Source organism: Sphingomonas sp., assembly GCF_036388215.1.
Classification (GTDB): Bacteria; Pseudomonadota; Alphaproteobacteria; order Sphingomonadales; family Sphingomonadaceae; genus Sphingomonas.
This window is the reverse complement of the sequence record NZ_DASVSH010000017.1, coordinates 79,112-99,096: the sequence shown is the minus strand read 5'-3', so window position 1 is coordinate 99,096 and position 19,985 is coordinate 79,112. Positions and strand designations below refer to the sequence as shown.

The following is a 19,985-nucleotide window of genomic DNA, read 5'->3' as shown; positions in this document are numbered from 1 at the left end:
TGACTGTTAAGCAGTGGTTTAGCTGGGTAGGTCGATCCCATGCGATATTGGCTCCTCCGCTCCGAACCCGATGCCTATGGCTGGGACGATCTGGTCCGCGACGGCGGCACCGAATGGAATGGCGTGCGAAATTATACCGCGCGCAACTTCCTGAAGGAGATGCAGCCCGGGGACCGCGCACTCTTTTACCATTCGAACACTGAAAAGGCCGCGGTGGGCGTGATGGAGATCACCCGCGCCTGGCAGCCCGACGGCGAGGACGGCAAATGGGCCAGCGTCGCGGTGAAGCCGGTCGAGAAATTGGCCCGGCCGGTGACGCTCGCTGACATAAAGGCCGAGCCCAGGCTCGCCGGCATCGAAGTCCTGCGCCAATCGCGGCTGTCGGTGACGCCGGTGCGCGATGAGGAGTGGAAGGTGCTGTTGGAGAAAGCTCAGCTATGATCCCCTCCGCGGTCGTCAAAGCATTTCATGATACCGCGCAACTCAAGCGATCCGACCTGTTCTCTAATGCTGTGCTGACTCCGATCACCGCGCCCGCGGATGCTGAAACAGCTGCTCCTGGCTGGGTGGGCGCCGAGTGGAACCGTGGGACGCTACTCGTCGGCATCAATCCGGGGGGAGGCGGCGATAGCTACAAAAGAAACCCTACCGATGATCTTCTGTACGGGGCATTGCGCACTTTCAGAGATGCGGTGGGAGAGGAGGCGCAAGCACGCGCGTTTCGCAGCGAATCGAATATCTGGTCGGGACTTCAACAGGGACACAATATTTGGCGAATCATCGGGCCAATCGCAAATGCGACGGGCGAGTCCGTTACCCAGCTAGCGTTCATGAACATCCTGCCGTTTCGGACTCGCATGGACGCGATTGCCCCGGCCGAGACGTTGCAAACTGCATGGCGCTTGTCCGCCCAACCGCAAATCGTCGCGCTACGTCCCAAGCGCGTGATTGCTCTCGGGGCGAAGGCATGGAAGATTTTGTCACGATTCGATCTGCCGCGGGACACCGAGCTGGTGCAGTTCAAGCGAGGAATCGGAGACAGCTACATTCCCATCGAGTCCCAGGTAGTTCTCGCCAAGCTTGCCGCTGGAAGCACAGAAACCGCTTAAGCCGCAACCTTCGCCCGCGAAGCCTTCTTCCGCTCGTGCGGATCCAGATACCGCTTCCTCAGCCGGATAGACTTGGGCGTGACCTCCACCATCTCGTCATCGTCGATATAGGCGATCGCCTGTTCCAGCGTCATCTTCCACGGCGGAGTCAGGCGGATCGCGTCGTCCTTGCCGCCCGAAGCGCGGAAGTTGGTGAGCTGTTTGGCCTTCATCGGATTGACTTCCAGGTCGTCCGGCTTGGCGTTCTCGCCGACGATCATGCCTTCGTAGAGCTGCTCCTGCGGCGCGACCATCAGGATGCCGCGCTCTTCCAGCGGGCCGAGCGCATAAGCATTCGATTCGCCCGCGCCATTCGAGATCAGCACGCCGTTCTTGCGGCCTTCGATCTTGCCTTTGTGGGGGCCGTATTTCTCGAAGAGCCGGTTCATGATGCCGGTGCCGCGGGTATCCGACAGGAATTCGCCGTGATAGCCGATCATTCCGCGGCTGGGTGCCGAGAAAGTGATGCGCGTCTTGCCGCCGCCCGAGGGGCGCATGTCGGTAAGCTCGGCCTTGCGGATGTTCATCTTCTCGACGACCGTGCCCGAATATTCCTCGTCCACATCGATTATGACGGTCTCGTAGGGCTCGGTCTTGTTGCCCTGCTCGTCTTCCCCGAACAGCACGCGCGGGCGGCTGATGCCGAGCTCGAAGCCCTCGCGGCGCATCGTCTCGATCAGCACGCCGAGCTGGAGTTCGCCACGGCCGGCGACTTCGTAGCTGTCGCGGTCGGCGGCTTCGGTGACCTTGATTGCGACATTGCTCTCGGCTTCGCGGAACAGGCGGTCGCGGATCATGCGGCTGGTCACCTTGGTGCCTTCGCGGCCCGCCATGGGCGAATCGTTCACGGCGAAGCGCATGCTCAGCGTCGGCGGATCGATCGGCTGGGCGTGGAGCGGATCGGTCACGCTGGGATCGCAGATCGTGTTCGAGACAGTGGTGTGGGTGAGGCCCGCGATCGAGATGATGTCGCCCGCCTGGGCCTCGTCGGTCGGGACGCGCTCCAGCCCGTGGAAGGTCATGATCTTCGACGCACGGCCCGTCTCGACCACGTTGCCGTCATTGTCGAGGCTGTGGATCGCCTGGTTGGTCCGGATCGAGCCGGAGAATACCAGGCCGGTTAGGATGCGGCCGAGGAAATTGTCGCGGTCGAGCAGGGTCACCAGGAACTTGAACGGACCATCCGGATCGGCCGCGGGCGGCGGCACATGCTCGACGATCTTGTTGAACAGCGGCGCCAGCGTGCCCTCGCGCAGATCGGGATCGACGTTGGCATAGCCATTGCGGCCGGATGCATAGAGCACGGGGAAGTCGAGCTGTTCGTCATTGGCTTCGAGGCTGACGAACAGGTCGAACACTTCGTCGAGCACTTCCTGGATGCGCTCGTCGGGACGATCGATCTTGTTGACCACGACGATCGGGCGCAGGCCGAGCGCGAGCGCCTTGCCGGTGACGAACTTGGTCTGCGGCATTGCGCCTTCGGAGGCATCGACCAGCAGGATCACGCCATCGACCATCGAGAGGATGCGCTCGACCTCGCCGCCGAAATCAGCGTGGCCAGGCGTATCGACGATGTTGATCCGCGTGCCCTCCCAATCGACCGAGGTGCACTTGGCCAGGATCGTGATGCCACGCTCTTTTTCGAGGTCGTTCGAATCCATCGCGCGCTCTTCGACGCGCTGATTGTCGCGGAAGGTGCCGGACTGGCGGAAGAGCTGGTCGACGAGCGTGGTCTTGCCGTGATCGACGTGGGCGATAATCGCCACGTTGCGAAGATTCATGAATCTGTCCTGGATGCCGCTGGAATGCGGTTCGGGCGCGCCCTTAGCGCAATTTGTGCGCTGCGGGAAGAGTATGCGGACGCTCTGCCGTCACATCACCTCGCGCAGCCAGCCGGTTCCCACATCGCCGTGGGGACGGATTCCTGCTCGGCAGTCCTGTCACCTGCCGCCGCCCAGGTCGCGCTATACCAGAGCGCCTGGCCAAGCCCGCGCATGAAGATGCGAGCGGGTGCCGCGTCGCTCGACTGGGGCGGACTGGCGAACGATTCGAGATCGGGCTTGAACGCATCGAAGGTGATGTCCTGAAGCGGATCGTTCGCCTCGGCCGCGGCGGCGCTCGATTCCTTCCAGTCCTTGATCGCCTGGGGCGGCTCGCCGTCTTCGCGCTTGTCTTCGGCGTCGTGCAGCTGGGGCCGGACCGAGGGAGTGATCCAGGTGCCGCCATAGCCGTTGGGCGACTGGAATTCGAACCAATAGACGCGCTTCGGCGTGCGAACCCAGAACATCAGGTCCGATGTCGCCATGGGGTGTGCGCGCTGGCCGAACCCGGCGGTGAATTCCGGCGCGCCTTTCAGCCGATAGATAGAGTAGACGATCGGGCAGGCCGGTGCATCGAGCAGCGGCGCCTGTTGCGCCTGCGCCGCGGGCATGAGCAGGGCGGCCGCCAGCAGGCCTCGCAATATCGCCATCAATAGTCCTTCCACGCCTTGTCGGGGCCGCCGAGCTGCACCGAGAGGTCCTTTAGCTTGAGGCTGGTGCCGGCGATCTCGAAGCGCAGATCGGCGCGGCCGCCCCCGGCGCAGCAATTCGGGTCGCCGTCCTTCCAAAGCTCGGTCGCGGCGGCGAGGCTCGTCAGATCGTACTCCACGCCGTGCCAGGCGCCATAGCCTTTGGGCAGGCGGCGATCGAGATCGTCGCGCCAGCTCTCCAGCTCTATCTCGACCCATTTGCCGCCCCGGCGCTGGAAGAGCATGTCGGCATTGCCGTTGCCGGTGCCCGCCCTCCTGCCGCTGACCCATAGGAGCTGATGTTCCGGGCTGTAGCGCGGGGTTTCCATCCACACGCCTTCGAACGTCCAGCCGATCAGTCGGGGTTCGGCGTGGCCGCTTGCATCCCACAGCATCGCGCCCATGCCGATGCCGTCCTCTTCGGAGGAGCCCGCCTGGAGCTGCCAGAGGATATGCGTGCCGTCGGGATCGCGCAGCGCGCCGTTCATGGGCACCCGGCAATCCATGCTCAGCCATCTGGCGAGGCATTGGTCGCCAAGCATCGCGAACACGCTGGGGGCGGGATAGATGCTCGCCGCGCGCTGGAGCTCCTTGTCGACCGTGTGGATCTGGTCGGTGACGTGACCCGCGCGCGCCGCGGCATCGAGCGGCTTGCGCTCTGCGTCGGTCGCCCCGGCGAGCCATTTGCGGAACTCCCCAGCCCGGACAGCCCAGGTGGCCGGGCGCGCCGTCGCGGATTGCACCGCCTGCTCTTTCGCGGCCAGTTCGGCATCCGGCGACTGCGCAAGCGCAGGGCCCCCGACCGCCGTGGCGAGCGCGACAAGCGCGATCCCAAGCAATTTCCGGTATCGCATGCCGAAGCCCCCCATCTGAACACATGCGCAAAGTGACACCGGATCGGTCCCGCGCAAAGACGTTATCAGGAAATGTCACACTTGGCGGGGCGTTCTCTGGTGCCCTATGTGAGCAACACAGTTGGATAGCTGCCGCATTGCGCCTATTGAAGGCTGGCAGCTTTGGAGAAGACGATAATGGCGACCGAGACCATGACGGCCGAACAGGATCTGGTGCTGACACCGCCCGAGCCGGTGAAGGCCATTGCGCCCGCAAAGGCGACGGGGCTGGTGCCGGTGGAGGACGCCAAGAAGACCGAGCTCGAGGCGCGCGTCGATACGTTCATCGACGATCTGGTCGCGCAGGACGTCAATTCGCCCGAATTCGGCAAGCGCGTGGATGCGATCGCGGCGATGGGCCAAAAGGAAATCCGCGAGGCGGCCGGGCAATCGAACCGCTTCCTCGACAGACCGGTCAAGGCAATGGGCCAGGAAACCGGCGTCGGCGCGGACCTGCTGGCGCTGCGCAAGACGGTCGAAGACCTGGACCCGAGCAAGAACGGCAAGCTGATCGGCGGCGGCGGGGGCTTTTTGCAGAAGCTCTTCGGCACCGGGCTGACCGGCTATTTCCGCAAGTATCAAAGCTCGCAGACCCACATCAACGGCATCCTCAAGAGCCTGTCCAACGGCAAGGACGAGCTGCTGATGGACAATGCCGCGATCGACACCGAGCGGACCAATTTATGGAATGCGATGGGGCGGCTGGAGCAGATGATCTATCTCTCCAAGGCAATGGACGAGAAGCTCGAGGCCAAGGCGTTGGAACTGGAAGCGACCGATCCGGCCAAGTCCAAGGCAATCAAGGAGACCGCGCTCTTCTATGTCCGGCAGCGCACGCAGGACCTGCTTACCCAGATGGCGGTGACCGTGCAGGGCTACCTCGCGCTCGACCTGGTCAAGAAGAACAATGTCGAGCTGGTGAAGGGCGTGGACCGCGCATCGACCACGACGGTTTCGGCACTGCGCACCGCGGTTACGGTGGCGCAGGCGCTGACCAATCAGAAGCTCGTGCTCGATCAGGTGACTGCGCTGAATACGACGACTGCCGGACTGATCGATTCGACCGGCGCGCTGCTCAAGAGCCAGTCGGCGGCGATCCACGAACAGGCCGCGTCTTCCACCATCCCGGTCGAGACCCTCCAGCGCGCCTTCCAGAACATCTATGACACGATGGATGCGATCGACACGTTCAAATTGAAGGCGCTCGACAGCATGAAGACCACGGTCAACACGCTTTCGAACGAAGTAGAGAAATCGAAGGGCTATATAGCGCGGGCCGAGGGCGCGGCGCAGAACCAGCTGGGCGGATCGGCCGAAACCTTCAAGCTGGAGGCCATGTAAGCCAGTGACCGATGTCGATCGCCTTAGCGCGCGCGCCAGCGAGCTGATCGAGCGCACGCGTGCGCAGCTACCCGCCACGCCTGCCGAGCAGAGGATGCGCCGCCGCCGGGAGAGCGAAGTCTTGCGCCGTGTCGGGCGGATTGCGGCGGCGGACGGCGCGATCCTGGTCGGTGCGATCGTCTTCGCGCTGGCGGTCGCGCCGCTCGGCGTGATGGGGGCGATGCTGGTCGCGGTGCTGCTGATCGCGGCGACCTTGCTGTTCGCGGTCCTGCCCGTGGGGAGCGCGCCGGAGGCCGAGCAATTGGGGCAAGTGCCGCTCAAGGCACTGCCGCGCACCACAGAGCATTGGCTCGACGCGCAGCGGCCCGCGCTTCCCGCCCCGGTCCAGGGGCTGGTCGATTCGATCGGCGTGAAGCTCGAGATTCTCGCGCCCCAATTGGCGATGCTCGACGAGCGGGCACCGGCCGCGTTCGAAGTGCGCAAGCTGATCGGCGAGCAACTGCCCGAACTGATCAAGGGCTATGCCCGCGTGCCGGAGCCGCTCCGCCGCGTCGAGCGCAACGGGCTGACTCCGGACCAGCAGCTGGCGCAGGGGCTGCAAGTGATCGATGACGAGATCGCGGAGATGAGCGCGCAGCTCGCGCAGGGCGACCTCGATCTGCTGGCGACGCGCGGGCGCTATCTGCAGATCAAATATCAGGGTGACGGGGAAGGCTAGCGCTTGATCCCTGCCGCCGCCCGCTCGGCAAGCCGTTCGACGGCGGCCACGTGGATGCCGGGAACGGTGGCGAGCACGCCAAAGGCTTCCGCGGCAGGGGTGTTGAAATCGAGGGGGCGGCCGAGGGCGTCGCTTACCGTCGCACCGGCCTCGCTAGCGATGAGCACCGCGGCGGCGATGTCCCATTCGTTGCCCCAGCGGATCGTGGCGAGCAGATCGGCTTCGTTGGCGGCGACCATCGCGATGCGAAGGGCAATCGAATTGGGCTTGGCGACCATCTTGAGGTCGCTGTCGACTCGGGGAAGCTGGTCGGCGGGAACGCGGGCGCCGGCGAGGCGGGTGCGGTTGCCGGCGTACAAGCGCCGGCCATTGCGAAAGGCGCCCTTGCCGGCCTCGGCGATCCATTTCTCGTCGCGCGCGGGCGCATCGAGCACGCCGATCAGCGGGCGCCCGTCCTCGACCAACGCGACGGATACCGCCCAGCCGGGCCGCCCGCGCAGGTAATCGCGCGTGCCGTCGATCGGATCGACGACCCAGAGCCTGGAATTGCCGAGGCGCGCGGTGTTGTCGATCGTCTCTTCGGACAGCCAACCGGCTTCGGGTACGAGCGCCCTCAATTGCCGATAGAGCAGCCTGTCCACTTCGAGATCCACATCGCAGACGGGGCTTCCCGCCACCTTTTCCCAGCGCTTGAAATCGGTCTGCCAGCGGTCGATCGCGAGGCGGCCGGCTTCCGCTGCGATCGCCGCTACCTGCTGGGCGAGCTCAGTCACCGGCCACCGTCATTCCGTCGATGCGGAGCGTGGGCGCGTTGATCCCGTAGCGGAATTCCAGATCGTTCGCCGGCGTGAGGGTCAGGAACATTTCCTTGAGATTGGACGCGATGGTTATCTCCGAGACGGAGCGCGTGATCTCGCCCTTCTCGATCAGGAAGCCGGCCGCGCCGCGGCTGTAATCGCCGGTAACGCCGTTGACGCCCTGGCCGATCAGCTCGGTGACTAGCACGCCGTGTTCGATCTCGGCGATCAGTGTCTCGGGCGGTGTGCTGCCAGCCTGCATGTAGAGATTGCTGGGGCTGACCCCGGGTGCGCCGCCGATCCCGCGCGACGCGTGGCCGGTTGGCTCCAGCCCAAGCTGGCGCGCCGAGGCGCTTTCGAGCAGCCAGGTCTCGAGCATGCCCTGATCGACCAGCTTGAGCGCAAGCACCGGCAGTCCCTCACCGTCGAAAGGCCGCGAGCGCAGCCCACGCGGACGATGCGGATCGTCGCGGATCGTCACTGCCTTGGAGAAGATCTGCGTGCCGAGCGCATCGAGCAGGAAGCTCGTCTTGCGCGTGACCGCCGCACCCGCGATTGCACCGAGCAAATGGCTGAGCAACCCCGAAGAGACGCGGCGATCGAACACGATCGGCATCGCCCCGCTGGAGATGCGGACCGGATTTAGCCGGGCGATGGCGCGCTCGCCCGCGATCTGCCCGATCGCGTCGGGCGCTTGCAGTGCCGCGGCGTGGCGCGCCGAATGATGCGCATGGTCGCGCTCCATCTCGGCGCCATTGCCGGCGAGCACGCTGGCCGAAACTCCGTGGGCGGTCTGGGCATAACCGCCGGCAAAGCCGTGGCTGGTGGCGATCGCCATCACCGATCTCGACGCGCCGGCGCTGCCGCCCTCGCTGTTGGTGACGCCGGGCACGGCGCGCGCCGCATCCTCGGCTGCGAGCGCGCGGGCCTTAAGGGTCTCGGGAGAAACCTCGGCGCCGTCGTCGAGGTCGAGCAGGGGTGGGCTGCCGCGCAGCAGGCGATCCTGCGGGGCGAGGCCGGCCCAGGGGTCATCGGGCGCTTCCTTCGCCATCGCGAGCACGCGCTCGACCAGCGTGCCGAGCGCCTGGCTGCTCATATCGGAAGTGGAGACACTGGCCGAGCGCTGCCCGAGGAACACGCGCAAGCCGAGTTCCGCGCTTTCCGAGCGCTCGACATCCTCGAGCGCTCCCATCCGGACGGATACCGAAAGCGAGCGATCGGCGGCAAACACCGCGTCGGCGGCGTCGGCCCCGGCGGCGCGTGCGCGCGCGACGATATCGGCGGCGCGCTCGCAGGCCTGGTCGATTGTCAGCATCGGCGCGATCTAGGGAGCCGGTACGTGAAGGTCAAAGGGTCTGGCCGATCACGAAGCAGGCGGCGAACATCAGCAGGCCGGCATTGCGGTTGCTGCGGAAGCGGGCGAGGGCGTTGGCGCCGTCGGCGGGGACGAGGGTCAGCACTTGCCAGCCGAGATGGAGGGCGACCGGCAGCAATGTGGCGAGCGCGAGGGGATCGGGGCGGAGCTGCCAGATGGCCGCCATCCACAAAGCGAGCGCGAGCGCATAGAAGCCCGCGACGCCTGGCCTCACGCGAGAGCCCAATGCCCGCGCCGACGAGCGAACGCCGACGAGCGAATCGTCCTCCACGTCCTGCAATGCATAGATCGTGTCATAGCCGATCACCCAGAAGATCGCGCCGGCATAGAGGAACAGGCCGGGCGCCCAGGCCATGTCGGCGGCCTCCGCCCAGCCGACCAGGGCAGCCCAGGAGAAGACCATCCCCAACCATGCCTGAGGCCACCAGGTGATTCGCTTCATGAAGGGATAGGCCGCGACCAGGGCGAGGCTGGCCATCGCAATTCCGCCGCCGAGCGGACGGAGCTGGAGCAGGACGATCAGTCCCACCAGGCAGAGCGACCCCAGCCATATCCATGCCGCCTGCAGGCTCACGGCGCCGCTCGCCAGCGGCCGGCCGCGGGTTCGCGCCACTTGCCGGTCGAGATCGCGATCGACGATATCGTTATAGACGCAGCCCGCGCCGCGCATCGCGATGCTGCCCAGCAAGAACCACAAGAGCATATCCCAGCGCGCGGCTGCGTTGCCCGAAAGCGCGACTGCCCAGGCTCCTGGCCAGAAGAGCAGCCACCAACCGATCGGGCGATCGAAGCGCGCGAGCAGGGCATAAGGCCGCGCGGCTGCGGGCAGCAGGCCGATCAGGCCGCGATGCTCGGTATCGGGAACGGCGTCGGCCGGATCGCTCATGGGCATGCCCTATCGCCTCGTACGGCAGGCCCGCAAGCTGCGGTTCAGCCACATATGGCCATGATTAGGCCCTTGAAACGGCGCGATGGCTCCCGATGTGGCGAGCCACCCCTGGAATTGGAACCCATGTTTATTCGCTCGCTCAGCATTTGCGCCGCATTCCTGGCCCTCGGAGCCGCCGTACCTGCTCCCGCCGCGAAGGGGCTGACAGGGGAGTGGCGCAATACCAACAACACTGTGCATCTGCGCCTCAGGCCGTGCGGAAATGCGCTGTGCGGGACAGTGACCTGGGCCGGCAATCAGCAACGCGCCGACGCGCGCAAGGGCAGCGGCAAGGAACTGGTGGGCAGCGTCCTGCTGCGCGATCTGAAGCCCAGCGGTCAGGCCACCTGGCGGGGCCGGGTCTTCATCCCCGATATCAATGCCAACGCATCGGGGACGGTAACTCAACTCAGCGATATCCTGATCCGCGTGTCGGGTTGCACATTGCTGGGACTGGTTTGCAAGACCCAGCACTGGCACCGGATGCGCTGACGGCGCGGGGTGACGCGCATCGTGCCTGCGTTTAGAGCAGGTGCATGCCCGCAACTCCCGCCTGGCCGCCGCAATCGACTCCCCGGCTGTTCGTAGAAGCCGAACTTGCGCTCGGGCCGCTGCGGATCGAGGGGCCGCAAGCGCATTATCTGGTGCAAGTGATGCGGATGAAGCCGGGCGATCCGGTCAAACTGTTCGACGACAGGACCGGCGAGTGGCTCGGTATCGCGGCCAGCATCGGCAAGCGTGACATCACCCTCGATGTTGCCCGCCACCTTCGCGAGCGGGAGGCGGTGCCCGATCTCTGGTTATGCGCCGCGCCCATTAAGAAAGCGCGCATCGACTGGGCTGTTGAAAAGGCATGCGAGCTCGGCGTCGATCGCGTCGTGCCCGTGCTGACGCGGCGAACGGTGATCGACCGGCTCAATCTCGAGCGGCTGCGCAGTCACGTGATCGAGGCGGCCGAGCAATGCGGGCGGACCGCGCTTCCCTCGATTCAGGAGCCGATCAAGCTCATGGCATTGCTGCGCGACTGGCCGGAAGGGCGCGCATTGTTCTTCGCCGACGAAAGCGGCGGGGCCCCCGCGCTGGAAGCGATGCGCGCCCGGCCCGGCCCCGCCGGGATCCTGATCGGGCCAGAAGGCGGCTTCGATCCTGAGGAGCGCGAAGCGGTCCGCGCCCAGCCCCAGGCTGTAGGCATTGCGCTCGGTCCCCGCATCCTCCGTGCCGAGACGGCTGCCGCTGCGGCTGTCTCGCTGTGGATGGCGGCAGCCGGGGACTGGTAGCGTCGCCTCTGGCGTCCCATCTTCCCCGAGAGTAAGGGGCGCAGATGAGCACGAAAACCGTTTCGAACAGCAACGCAGCGGTCATTGAAAGCCGGGACCAGCTGATCGGCTATTTCGCGCGAGGCGAGAAGCCGGTCGAGCGCTGGAAGATCGGCACCGAGCACGAGAAATTCGTCTATTGGAAGACGCCCGACCACCGCGCGCCTTCGTACGAAGAGCCTGGCGGCATCCATGCGCTGCTGATCGGCCTCACCGAATTCGGCTGGAAGCCGGTCTACGAAGGCGAAAACATCATTGCGCTTTCGGGGCCGGACGGCGCGATCAGCCTGGAGCCCGCGGGCCAGTTCGAATTGTCGGGCGCGCCGCTCGACAATCTGCACGAGACCTGCGCGGAAACAGGGCGGCATCTGGAGCAGGTCAAGGCCGTGGGCGACAAGCTCGGGATCGGCTTCCTGGGCCTGGGCATGTGGCACGACAAGGCGCGCGCCGAGCTGCCGATCATGCCCAAGGGGCGCTACCGCATCATGCTCGATCATATGCCCCGCGTCGGCAGCATGGGGCTCGACATGATGCTGCGCACCTGCACGATCCAGGTGAATCTGGACTATTCGTCCGAGGCCGATATGGCGAAGAAGTTTCGCGTCGGACTTGCGCTCCAGCCGCTGGCGACTGCCCTGTTCGCCAATTCGCCCTTCACCGAAGGCGAGCCGAACGGCATGCTTTCCTATCGTAGCCATATCTGGTCCGACACCGATCCCGCGCGCACGGGGATGCTGCCCTTCGTATTCGAAGACGGCTTCGGCTATGAGCGCTACACCGACTATGCGCTCGATGTGCCGATGTACTTCGTCTACCGCGAGGGCCGGTATATCGACGCGGCCGGCTTGAGCTTCCGCGATTTCCTGAAAGGTGAGCTTTCGGTCCTGCCCGGCGAGAAGCCCAGCATGGACGATTGGGCGGATCACCTTTCCACTGCCTTTCCCGAAGTGCGGCTAAAGACCTTCCTGGAGATGCGCGGCGCCGATGGCGGGCGCTGGGGGCGGATCTGTGCGCTGCCGGCATTCTGGGTGGGGCTGCTCTATGATCAGGGCGCGCTCGATGCGGCGTGGGACCTGGTAAAGGATTGGGACATAGCCCAGCGCCAGGCGCTGCGCGATGCGGTGCCCCGGCTCGCGCTCGATGCGCCGCTGCCGGGCGGCGGCAAGCTGCGCAATATTGCGGGACAGGTGCTCGATATCTCTGCGGCGGGGCTGAATGCACGCGCGCGGCTCAATACGTCGGGCGATAACGAGAGCGGCTTCCTCGATGAGCTGCGCGAGATCGTCCGCACTGGCAAGGTGCCGGCACAAATCCTGCTAGACCGTTTCAACGGCGAATGGGCCGGCGACATCTCACGCGTCTACGAAGAGGCCAAATTCTGACCGCTTTACATCCAGGTCGATGATGCGCACTCTCGGCGCGACGAAGCGGGGAGATGAAAATGCGCGTTCACAACAAGTTGCTCGGCGCCTTCGCGCTGGCCGCGTGCCTGAGCGCAGCGCCGGCGGGGGCGCAGACCCTCACGTTCCACGCCAAGCTCGACGGCAAATATGGCGACAATCCTACCGGCTCCGCCGCGACCGGCACGGCACGAGTTACCGTGGACACTGCAGCGAAAACGGTATCCGTGGACCTGGAAGTCGACGGAATCAGGATCGACGCGCTTTGGGATACTCTGGTCGCTGCGCCGATCGGCCCCGTGCATTTCCACAAATACGCCAGTGCCGCCGGCGGGGCTTCAGCGCTCGCCCTGCCTTTGCCGTACGGAGCCGACTACCGTGCGACCGAGCGTGGACTTCGCGTCACTACGAAAGACTATGACTATGTCGCCGGCGCGGCGCTGCTGAAATCCGGCCTTGCCTTCGAGGATTTCGTCGCGGCTATGCGCGGCGGTCTCGTGATCCTGAATGTCCACACCGATGCGTTCAATTCCGGCGAGATCAGCGGGCGAATCGCCGAGGGCTGAGCGCCCGGCCTATTTGCCGCCCAGCAGTTCGCGGAGGCGGGCGAAGAAGCGCGGGACCATGCCGTTGCGCGCCATCCAGGCGCTATATTCCTGATAGGCGGGGTCCAGCCCCAGATGCCGCTCCTCGGTCCGCGCGCGCCAGTAATAGACGCCGCTGACGGCGGCCATCACCACGGTGTTGCGGATCGCATCCTGCCAGTTGCTGGTAGCAAGGAAGGGGATCGTGGACAGCCACCAGAACAGGTTCTTCGAAAGATAGGCCGGGTGGCGGCTGAAGGCGTAGGGCCCGTGGGTCAGGATGCCGCGGTGCGTGAGGTTCGAGAAGCGAATGCCGAAGGCGATCGTCGCCCAGGCATAGATGCCGGTGAGCGCGACCAGCACCGCGCCGGTGGCGCCGAGAACCCAGGGATGCCCGGCATACCAATAGGTCCAGTCGGCGCTGCCGGGATGGTAATCGAGCGGCCCGCCGTCGCCCATGAGCAGAAAGGGCGGATAGCAGATCAGCGCCGCGGTCCACCCCGCCGCATAGGGATTGGCGCTGCGGATGTGCGAATCGAGCGGACGGAAGGTGAGGATATAGCCCGCGGTCGCGAAGGCGACGTCGATCACGAACATGAAGGTGATGCAGTAATGCGCCAGCGCCACGGGATTCTCGAGCAGCCCTGCCGTGTTCCAGCGGACGAACTCGCCAAAGCCCGGCGGCACGATCGAGAGCATGAAGGCGAGAAAGAAGCCCTTCACCGCCCAGCTGCGCAAATGGCTGTGGATGGCATGATGGTCCACGCCATCGAGGCCCATCAGCCAAGCGCCCATATGCCACGCGCCGTCACGCGGCTCGATCATGCGCCGATCCATCCACAGCACATAGGGAATCGAAAGCGCGAACATCGCCGGCGCGACCATTTCGAAGCACCACATCGCGAACGGAAAATTGGCGAAACGCGTGTCGGACCAGACCCGGAACAGCGCATAGATCGCAGCGATCCCGCCCCAGGTGAGCCATAGGCCGGTGAGCTTGGTGATCGAGATTTCCAGCGTCTGGCGCCACGGGCGGACATTGCTCCAGTCGATGCCGGTCGAAGGGCTGCGATGGACCTTATCGACGAACAGCGACCACAGGATCATCGGGATCGCGCAGGCGGCGACGTTGACCAGGGCCGAATAGGGGCCGTCGAGATGATAGACATGTGCGAACATGATCCAGGCGGCCATCCCGGCGAGCCCGGCAAAGCCTACGCCGGCGCTGACCGCCGATCGGGGGCGCGGATCGGCTATCGCCGCGATTTTTGCCAATGCGGGATCGTGATACATGGCCGAAATATCTAGGGGGCAATGGTTAGCGAGCGGTGAAGGATGCAGTGCTTTACCTCGTCCAATCACCGCCGCTATGTGCCCGTCATCCCTGATTTTTTGCTTGAAGGCCGCCCCAATGATCCGTGCGCTATCGATCGCCGTCCTGCTCGCCGCCGCCGCGCCCGCGCTGGCGCAGAATTCCGCGCCGAGGCCGGTGCCGTTCACCGACACCATCCCCAGGGCCCGGGATGTAGCCTATCCGGGCACGATGACGCTCCATGTCGATGCGAGCGATGTGCAGCAGGGCATCTTCCGCGTGAAGCAGTCTATCCCGGTCGCGAAAAGCGGACACATGGTTTTGCTCTATCCGAAGTGGATTCCGGGCAAGCACGGGCCGCGCGGCGAGATCGAGAAGCTGGCCGGGCTTCAGATCAGCGCCAACGGCCGCCGGCTGGACTGGAAGCGCGATCCCGTCGATGTCTTCGCGTTCCACCTAGATGTGCCGAAGGGCGCGAAGGCGCTCGATATCGAGTTTCAGTTCGTGTCGGCGACCAAGGCGGACCAAGGGCGGATCGTGATGGCGCCCAGCATGCTAAACCTGCAATGGTATTCGCTGAGCCTCTATCCGGCGGGCTATTACACGCGCCGCATCCCGGTGCAGGCCAGCGCGACCTATCCCAAGGGCTGGACCGCGGCATCGGCGATCCCCGCAAAGGCGGCTGACTCCACCTACACCTATGACAAGGTCGATTACGAAGTGCTGGTCGATTCCCCCGTCTTCGCGGGGCGCTATTATCGTGAGTTCAACCTGGGCCCCAGGGTCGATCTGAACGTCTTCGCCGATTCGCCCGAAGAGCTGGAGGCGAAGGACGAGCATATCGAGAAGCACCGGAACCTGGTCACTCAGGCGATCAAGCTGTTCGGCGCCGAGCATTACGACCGCTACGAATTCCTGTTCGCGATCAGCGCGGAGATGGGCGGCATCGGCGTCGAGCATCACCGCAGCTCGGAAAATGGCACCGGCCTGGGCTATTTCGCCAAATGGGACGACAACGGCACTTCGCGCAACCTGCTGGCGCATGAATATACCCATAGCTGGGTGGGCAAATATCGCCGTGGGGCCGATCAATGGACCCCCGATTTCCGCACGCCGATGCGCAATTCCCTGCTCTGGGCCTATGAGGGGCACGACCAGTTCATCGGCTATGTGCTGGGCGCGCGCGCCGGGCTGATGACCAAGGAAGACACGCTGGAAGTGCTGGCGGCCAATGCCGCGCTCCAGGACACGCGCCCGGGGCGCCAGTGGCGGCCGATGCTGGACACCACCAACGATCCGATCATCACTGCGCGCGCGCCGAAGGGCTGGGTGAGCTGGCAGCGCTCGGAGGACTATTATGTCGATGGGCTGATCACCTGGATGAATGTCGATTCGATCCTGCGCGAGAAGAGCGGGGGCACGAAGTCGATCGACGATTACGACCGCGCTTTCTATGGCATGCGCGATGGCGATTATGGCGAGCTGCCCTTCACGATCGACGAGATCGTGCGCACGCTCAACCGGATCGTCCCCTATGACTGGCGCAAGCTTTTCGACGAGCAGGTCAATCGGGTGGCCGATCACGCCCCGCTCCAGGGCTTCGAGCGCAATGGCTACAAGCTCGTCTACACCGACAAGCCCAACAAGGCGACGCCCAAGACCGGGCTCGACCTGATGTATTCGCTGGGGCTGACGATGAGCGCGACGGGCATTTCGCAAGTCATGTGGAATGGCCTCGCCTTCAAGGCCGGCATCGACCTTGGCGACGAAATCGTCGCGGTGAATGGCCGGAGCTACACCAATGATCGGCTCAAGGCGGCGGTGGTCGCGGCGAAGGGCGGCAAGGACCCGATCCGGCTGCTGCTCAAGAGCGGCGACCATTACCGCGACGTGGCCATCGACTATCATGGGGGCCTGCGCTATCCGCACCTCGAAAAGATCGGCGAGGGAGAGGCCGGTCTCGACAAGCTGCTCCAGCCCCGCTGAGACGGACGGGTAGCCAACCAACAGGGCAGTCATGCGTATTGATCTCATCCCCGTCGGCGACGATCCGCCAAACAGCGTAAATGTCATCATCGAAGTTCCCGTCGGCGGCGAGCCGGTGAAGTACGAGTTCGACAAGGCAAGCGGAGCGCTGTTCGTCGATCGCATCCTGCACACGCCGATGCGCTATCCCGCGAATTACGGCTTCATCCCGCATACGCTTTCGCCCGATGGCGATCCGCTCGACGCGCTGGTGATCGCGCGCTCGCCCTTCGTGCCGGGATGCGTCGTCCGCGCGCGGCCGATCGGCGTGCTCAAGCTCGAGGACGAGGCGGGTGGCGACGAGAAACTGATCTGCGTGCCGGTCGATACGACCTTTCCCTATTATTCGGATATCGGCGAGCGTGGTGATCTGCCCTCGATCGTGCTCCAGCAGATCGAGCATTTCTTCAAACACTATAAGGATTTGGAATCCGAAAAGTGGGTGCGAATAGGCCAGTGGGGCGACGCGCAGGAAGCCAAGCGCGTGCTGCTGGAAGCGATCGAAGCCGCGGCGAAGGAAAAGGCCTGAGCCCCGCTTTCGCCTGGCGCGCCACGGTGCTGGCGGGGGCGGCTACCCTCGCGGCGTCGATGGCGTTTGGGCGGATCGCCGGGCTGGCGGCGTGCGGGCCCAGCGGCGGCGCGGGGCCGGTCATAGCCTTCGAACTGGTGCGCACCGCTGAGCAAGTGCTGGCGCTGTTCGGCAGCGAGCCCTGCACCAGCCGGCTGATCGCGGCGCAGCGCGAGGCGCTGTGGCTCGACATGCTCGTGTTCATTCCGGCCTATACCGCCTTCCTGTCGCTGGGGGCGTTTGCGCTCCGGCGCTCGGGGCTGGCGCTCGCGCTGGCGGCGATGGGCGTGTTCCTGCTGGCCGGCGCCTTCGACGAGATCGAGGGGCTGGTGCTGTTCAAGATCCTCGGCGCCATGCCCGGGACGCAGGCATATTACGACGCGCTGTTCTGGACCGTGCGCCCGAAGTTCGCTCTGCTGGGGGTCGGCGAGATATTGCTAGCCGCCCTGCTCTGGCGGGGGCCTTTGCCCGCGAAGATCGCGTCGGGGCTGATGCTGGCGGGCGGACTCGCCTCGCTGTTCTTCCTGCTCAACGACCCGCACGCCCCCGCGATGATGAAGGCGCATTCCTATGGCTGGGGCGCGCTGCTGATCGTGGCTTTGATCGGAGCGGCCCGGCCCGCTTTGGCAATGCGCGCCGCCCCCGGGGCATGAGCAAGCTGCGCAGCGAAATCGGCAACCGGATCGCTCCGCCGCGCTTCCTGCTCTTCATCGCCATGACCGTGGTTGCGGCCGTATTCTCCATTCCACCGCTCGGCATGCGCTATGGTGCGATGCTGAGCTTCGATGTGGGCGCACTGGCCTTCCTGATATCCTGCCTGCCGATGCTGCGGCACGTGCCCGGAGACATGCGCGAAGCGGCGCGGCGCAACGATGCCAATCGACTGTTTCTGCTCCTGATAACCCTGGGCGTGTCGCTCGTGGTGCTTGCCGCGGTCGCCAGCGAGTTGATGCAGCAGGAATCGCCGCGCTGGTGGTCCTTGCCGCTGATAATCGGCACGCTGATGCTCTGCTGGACCTTCAGCAACACCATCTATGCGCTGCATTACGCCCATCTGTTTTACTCCGACGAGAGCGGCTCCGACGCGGGCGGGCTCAGCTTTCCCGACACGCCCGAGCCCAATTACTGGGATTTCGTCTATTTCGCCTTTTGCCTGGGCATGACCTTCCAGACCAGCGATGTCGAAGTGACTCAGGGGCGGCTGCGACGCCCGGTGACGCTGCACAGCCTGGCGGCGTTCGTGTTCAATCTTGGCGTGATCGCGTTCACGATCAACGTTTTGGGGCGTTAGCCCTTCTTCGGCTTCTTCTTTGGCGCGCGCAGGCCTGCGGCTATGCCGAGCGCCGCCCATTCGCGCATCGCATCGAGATCGTCGTAAACGTCTGCCGGCGCGCGGCGATAGTTCATCGTATCGACCCTGCCGTCGCTGAAGGTCATGCTGAAGCGCTCGCAGCCGGCTTCGTCCCAGAGCGCGTTGCTCTGCGCATCGGCCTTGAACCAGAGCGCGTCGCCGGATGCGATTGCGAAGATCGTGCCATCGAAATAGAGTGTCGCACCGCCCATCATCTTGCGAAAGCTGACCGTGCCCATCTGTTCGAGTGCTTCGGTCGCCCAATCGACCAATCCCGCATCGAACGCCATCAGCCGCGCCTCGCCAGCTTGGCAAGCGCATCGCCGGTGACGCGATTGATCCGCCAATCGTCCAGCTGCCGGGCGCCGAGCGACCGGTAGAATGCCTGGGCATCGACGTTCCAATCGAGCACCGCCCATTCGAAGCGCGTGCAGCCGCGGTCCATCGCGGTACCCGCCAGGTGCTGGAGCAGCGCCTTGCCCACGCCCGCGCCGCGAGCCTCGGGCGTCACATACAGGTCTTCGAGATACAGCCCTCGCCAGCCCGTCCAGGTCGAGAAATTGTGGAAGAACAGCGCCATCCCCACGGGCTTGCCGTCGCGCTCGGCGATCACGGCTTCGGCGGCCGGGCGTTCGTCGCCGAACATGGCCTGGAGAAGCAATTGCTCGGTCGCAACGACCTTGTCCGCCTCGCGCTCATATTCGGCGAGCTCCTTCACGAAATGAAGGATTTGCGGCACATCCTCCGGACCCGCGTTTCGAATTGCGATCATGGCAATGCGGCCTCCGTATCACGCGCGACCAGCCCCGGCTTGCGCCGCGCGGCGAGCACGCAAGCGGTGACGATCAGCAGGGCCCCCGCCAGCGTATAAGACGAGACATGCTCGCCGAACACAAGCCAGCCGAACAATGCGGCCCAGACGAACGAGGTATATTCGGTAGGCGCGAGGTAGCTGGCCTCGGCGCGGGCGTAAGCCCAGGACATCAGAAACAGCGACGCGGTGGCGAGCGCGGCTGCGAGCAGGATCGGCGCGATCTGGCCCGCTGGAGGCAACGCCGCCAGCCAAGGGGCGGCGAGCAACAGGAAGCCGCCGACGATGAAGCTCTGGAAGAAGCTGATCTCGGCCGGTCCGGCGACCATGGCCTGCTGGCGCATCAGGATGATGTTGTACGAATAGCAGACCGCCGATCCGATGATGGCCGCCGTGCCGAGCAGCGCTTCCTCGCCCATCTGCGCCCGGGCCTGGCCGAGCAGGATAAGGCCGACCCCGGCGACTGCCAGCAGCGACGCGCCGATCACTTCGCGACCGACTTTTTCCTTGAGTAGCATCGCCGCCAGCGCCAGCGCCAGGAGCGGCGCGATGTAGCAAAGCGCGATCGCCTGGGCCATCGGCACGCGGGCGAGACCCCAGAAGAACGACAGCGCCATTACGACGGTTACCGACCCGCGGATCACGTGGAAGCGCAGTGCATCGCGCCCCGGAAGTGACGGGCGTCCCGCCAGGTAGATCAGGCTCGTAATCACGAAGATCGCCGCGAACCGCCAGAGCATCGCGTTGTACACCCCCATCGCGATCGTCATGCCCTTCATCACCGCGTCCATGCCCGAGAAGAGCGCGATGCCGAGCGTGCCGGCCGCGAAGGCAATCGGAAGGGGCGTGGGGCGGGCGGCAGTCATGGCCAGCCCATTGACGGCAAGGCGAGCGGATTACAACGCTTGC

The 19,985-nt window shown here is 65.1% G+C and carries 22 protein-coding genes; 12 read left to right on the top strand and 10 right to left on the bottom strand.

Annotation, left to right across the window (positions count from 1 at the left end; all coding sequences use genetic code 11):
• The first annotated feature begins 39 nt into the window (after nt 1–39).
• Together VF617_RS08385 and VF617_RS08380 are read left to right on the top strand one after the other, a co-directional pair.
• Nucleotides 40–441: an EVE domain-containing protein gene (locus VF617_RS08385; RefSeq protein WP_331014418.1), complete on the top strand. Its 402-nt coding sequence runs from the start codon at nt 40–42 to the stop codon at nt 439–441.
• Complete coding sequence (locus VF617_RS08380; RefSeq protein WP_331014417.1) at nt 438–1,109, top strand: hypothetical protein; 672 nt, start codon at nt 438–440, stop codon at nt 1,107–1,109. The genes VF617_RS08385 and VF617_RS08380 overlap by 4 nt, the downstream gene beginning before the upstream one ends.
• On the opposite strand, the gene typA is transcribed toward VF617_RS08380, so the two are convergent.
• From typA to VF617_RS08365, 3 genes are all read right to left on the bottom strand, one after another.
• On the bottom strand, nt 1,106–2,929 hold the full coding sequence (gene typA / locus VF617_RS08375) for a translational GTPase TypA (RefSeq protein WP_331014416.1): 1,824 nt from the start codon (nt 2,927–2,929) through the stop codon (nt 1,106–1,108). The two genes, VF617_RS08380 and typA, sit on opposite strands and share 4 nt — an antisense overlap.
• A 95-nt stretch (nt 2,930–3,024) precedes the next feature.
• Nucleotides 3,025–3,618: a hypothetical protein gene (locus VF617_RS08370; protein ID WP_331014415.1), complete on the bottom strand. Its 594-nt coding sequence runs from the start codon at nt 3,616–3,618 to the stop codon at nt 3,025–3,027.
• Nucleotides 3,618–4,511 (bottom strand): hypothetical protein, encoded by an 894-nt coding sequence (locus VF617_RS08365; RefSeq protein ID WP_331014414.1) that lies wholly within the window; start codon nt 4,509–4,511, stop codon nt 3,618–3,620. Before VF617_RS08365 ends, VF617_RS08370 begins: the two co-directional genes overlap by 1 nt.
• 177 nt (nt 4,512–4,688) lie before the next feature.
• Between VF617_RS08365 and VF617_RS08360 the strand changes: the two genes are divergently transcribed.
• Together VF617_RS08360 and VF617_RS08355 are read left to right on the top strand one after the other, a co-directional pair.
• Complete coding sequence (locus VF617_RS08360) at nt 4,689–5,891, top strand: toxic anion resistance protein (RefSeq protein WP_331014413.1); 1,203 nt, start codon at nt 4,689–4,691, stop codon at nt 5,889–5,891.
• Nucleotides 5,892–5,895: 4 nt separating this feature from the next.
• Nucleotides 5,896–6,609 (top strand): hypothetical protein, encoded by a 714-nt coding sequence (locus VF617_RS08355; protein WP_331014412.1) that lies wholly within the window; start codon nt 5,896–5,898, stop codon nt 6,607–6,609.
• On the opposite strand, the gene VF617_RS08350 is transcribed toward VF617_RS08355, so the two are convergent.
• Genes VF617_RS08350 through ubiA form a run of 3 tightly spaced genes read right to left on the bottom strand, consistent with a single transcriptional unit; the run spans nt 6,606 to nt 9,673 of the window.
• Nucleotides 6,606–7,382, bottom strand: coding sequence for a 3'(2'),5'-bisphosphate nucleotidase CysQ (locus VF617_RS08350; protein ID WP_331014411.1), 777 nt, complete (start codon nt 7,380–7,382; stop codon nt 6,606–6,608). The genes VF617_RS08355 and VF617_RS08350 overlap by 4 nt on opposite strands.
• Nucleotides 7,375–8,721: a TldD/PmbA family protein gene (locus tag VF617_RS08345; protein ID WP_331014410.1), complete on the bottom strand. Its 1,347-nt coding sequence runs from the start codon at nt 8,719–8,721 to the stop codon at nt 7,375–7,377. The genes VF617_RS08350 and VF617_RS08345 overlap by 8 nt, the downstream gene beginning before the upstream one ends.
• A gap of 31 nt (nt 8,722–8,752) precedes the next feature.
• Nucleotides 8,753–9,673: a 4-hydroxybenzoate octaprenyltransferase gene (ubiA, locus tag VF617_RS08340; RefSeq protein WP_331014409.1), complete on the bottom strand. Its 921-nt coding sequence runs from the start codon at nt 9,671–9,673 to the stop codon at nt 8,753–8,755.
• A gap of 120 nt (nt 9,674–9,793) precedes the next feature.
• On the opposite strand from ubiA, the gene VF617_RS08335 reads away from it, so the two are divergent.
• From VF617_RS08335 to VF617_RS08320, 4 genes are read left to right on the top strand one after another with little or no spacing between them, the layout of a single operon-like run.
• The gene (locus VF617_RS08335; RefSeq protein ID WP_331014408.1) at nt 9,794–10,201 is read left to right on the top strand and encodes a DUF2147 domain-containing protein; all 408 of its coding nucleotides are present in this window, start codon (nt 9,794–9,796) and stop codon (nt 10,199–10,201) included.
• A gap of 44 nt (nt 10,202–10,245) precedes the next feature.
• Nucleotides 10,246–10,986, top strand: coding sequence for a 16S rRNA (uracil(1498)-N(3))-methyltransferase (locus VF617_RS08330; protein ID WP_331014407.1), 741 nt, complete (start codon nt 10,246–10,248; stop codon nt 10,984–10,986).
• A gap of 44 nt (nt 10,987–11,030) precedes the next feature.
• Complete coding sequence (locus tag VF617_RS08325; RefSeq protein WP_331014406.1) at nt 11,031–12,407, top strand: glutamate--cysteine ligase; 1,377 nt, start codon at nt 11,031–11,033, stop codon at nt 12,405–12,407.
• A gap of 59 nt (nt 12,408–12,466) precedes the next feature.
• Entirely contained in the window at nt 12,467–12,991 is a 525-nt protein-coding gene (locus tag VF617_RS08320; protein ID WP_331014405.1) for a CHRD domain-containing protein, read from the top strand.
• Between the two features lie 9 nt (nt 12,992–13,000).
• Here the strand turns inward: VF617_RS08320 and VF617_RS08315 are convergent, their stop codons facing one another.
• Entirely contained in the window at nt 13,001–14,302 is a 1,302-nt protein-coding gene (locus tag VF617_RS08315; RefSeq protein WP_331014404.1) for a methyltransferase family protein, read from the bottom strand.
• A gap of 118 nt (nt 14,303–14,420) precedes the next feature.
• Between VF617_RS08315 and VF617_RS08310 the strand changes: the two genes are divergently transcribed.
• Genes VF617_RS08310 through VF617_RS08295 form a run of 4 tightly spaced genes read left to right on the top strand, consistent with a single transcriptional unit; the run spans nt 14,421 to nt 18,205 of the window.
• Nucleotides 14,421–16,307: a M61 family metallopeptidase gene (locus VF617_RS08310; protein ID WP_331014403.1), complete on the top strand. Its 1,887-nt coding sequence runs from the start codon at nt 14,421–14,423 to the stop codon at nt 16,305–16,307.
• Nucleotides 16,308–16,338: 31 nt separating this feature from the next.
• A complete protein-coding gene (gene ppa, locus VF617_RS08305) occupies nt 16,339–16,875 on the top strand; it encodes an inorganic diphosphatase (protein WP_331014402.1) in 537 nt (178 codons plus the stop codon).
• A 26-nt stretch (nt 16,876–16,901) separates the two neighbouring features.
• The gene (locus VF617_RS08300; protein ID WP_331014401.1) at nt 16,902–17,567 is read left to right on the top strand and encodes a hypothetical protein; all 666 of its coding nucleotides are present in this window, start codon (nt 16,902–16,904) and stop codon (nt 17,565–17,567) included.
• Nucleotides 17,564–18,205, top strand: coding sequence for a DUF1345 domain-containing protein (locus VF617_RS08295; RefSeq protein ID WP_414713991.1), 642 nt, complete (start codon nt 17,564–17,566; stop codon nt 18,203–18,205). The genes VF617_RS08300 and VF617_RS08295 overlap by 4 nt, the downstream gene beginning before the upstream one ends.
• Here VF617_RS08295 and VF617_RS08290 read toward each other — a convergent pair.
• From VF617_RS08290 to VF617_RS08280, 3 genes are read right to left on the bottom strand one after another with little or no spacing between them, the layout of a single operon-like run.
• Nucleotides 18,202–18,555, bottom strand: a complete 354-nt coding sequence (locus tag VF617_RS08290) for a TfoX/Sxy family protein (protein WP_331014400.1) — start codon at nt 18,553–18,555, stop codon at nt 18,202–18,204. The genes VF617_RS08295 and VF617_RS08290 overlap by 4 nt on opposite strands.
• Nucleotides 18,555–19,037, bottom strand: a complete 483-nt coding sequence (locus VF617_RS08285) for a GNAT family N-acetyltransferase (RefSeq protein ID WP_331014399.1) — start codon at nt 19,035–19,037, stop codon at nt 18,555–18,557. The genes VF617_RS08290 and VF617_RS08285 overlap by 1 nt, the downstream gene beginning before the upstream one ends.
• On the bottom strand, nt 19,034–19,942 hold the full coding sequence (locus VF617_RS08280; protein ID WP_331014398.1) for a DMT family transporter: 909 nt from the start codon (nt 19,940–19,942) through the stop codon (nt 19,034–19,036). The genes VF617_RS08285 and VF617_RS08280 overlap by 4 nt, the downstream gene beginning before the upstream one ends.
• Nucleotides 19,943–19,985: the final 43 nt, after the last annotated feature.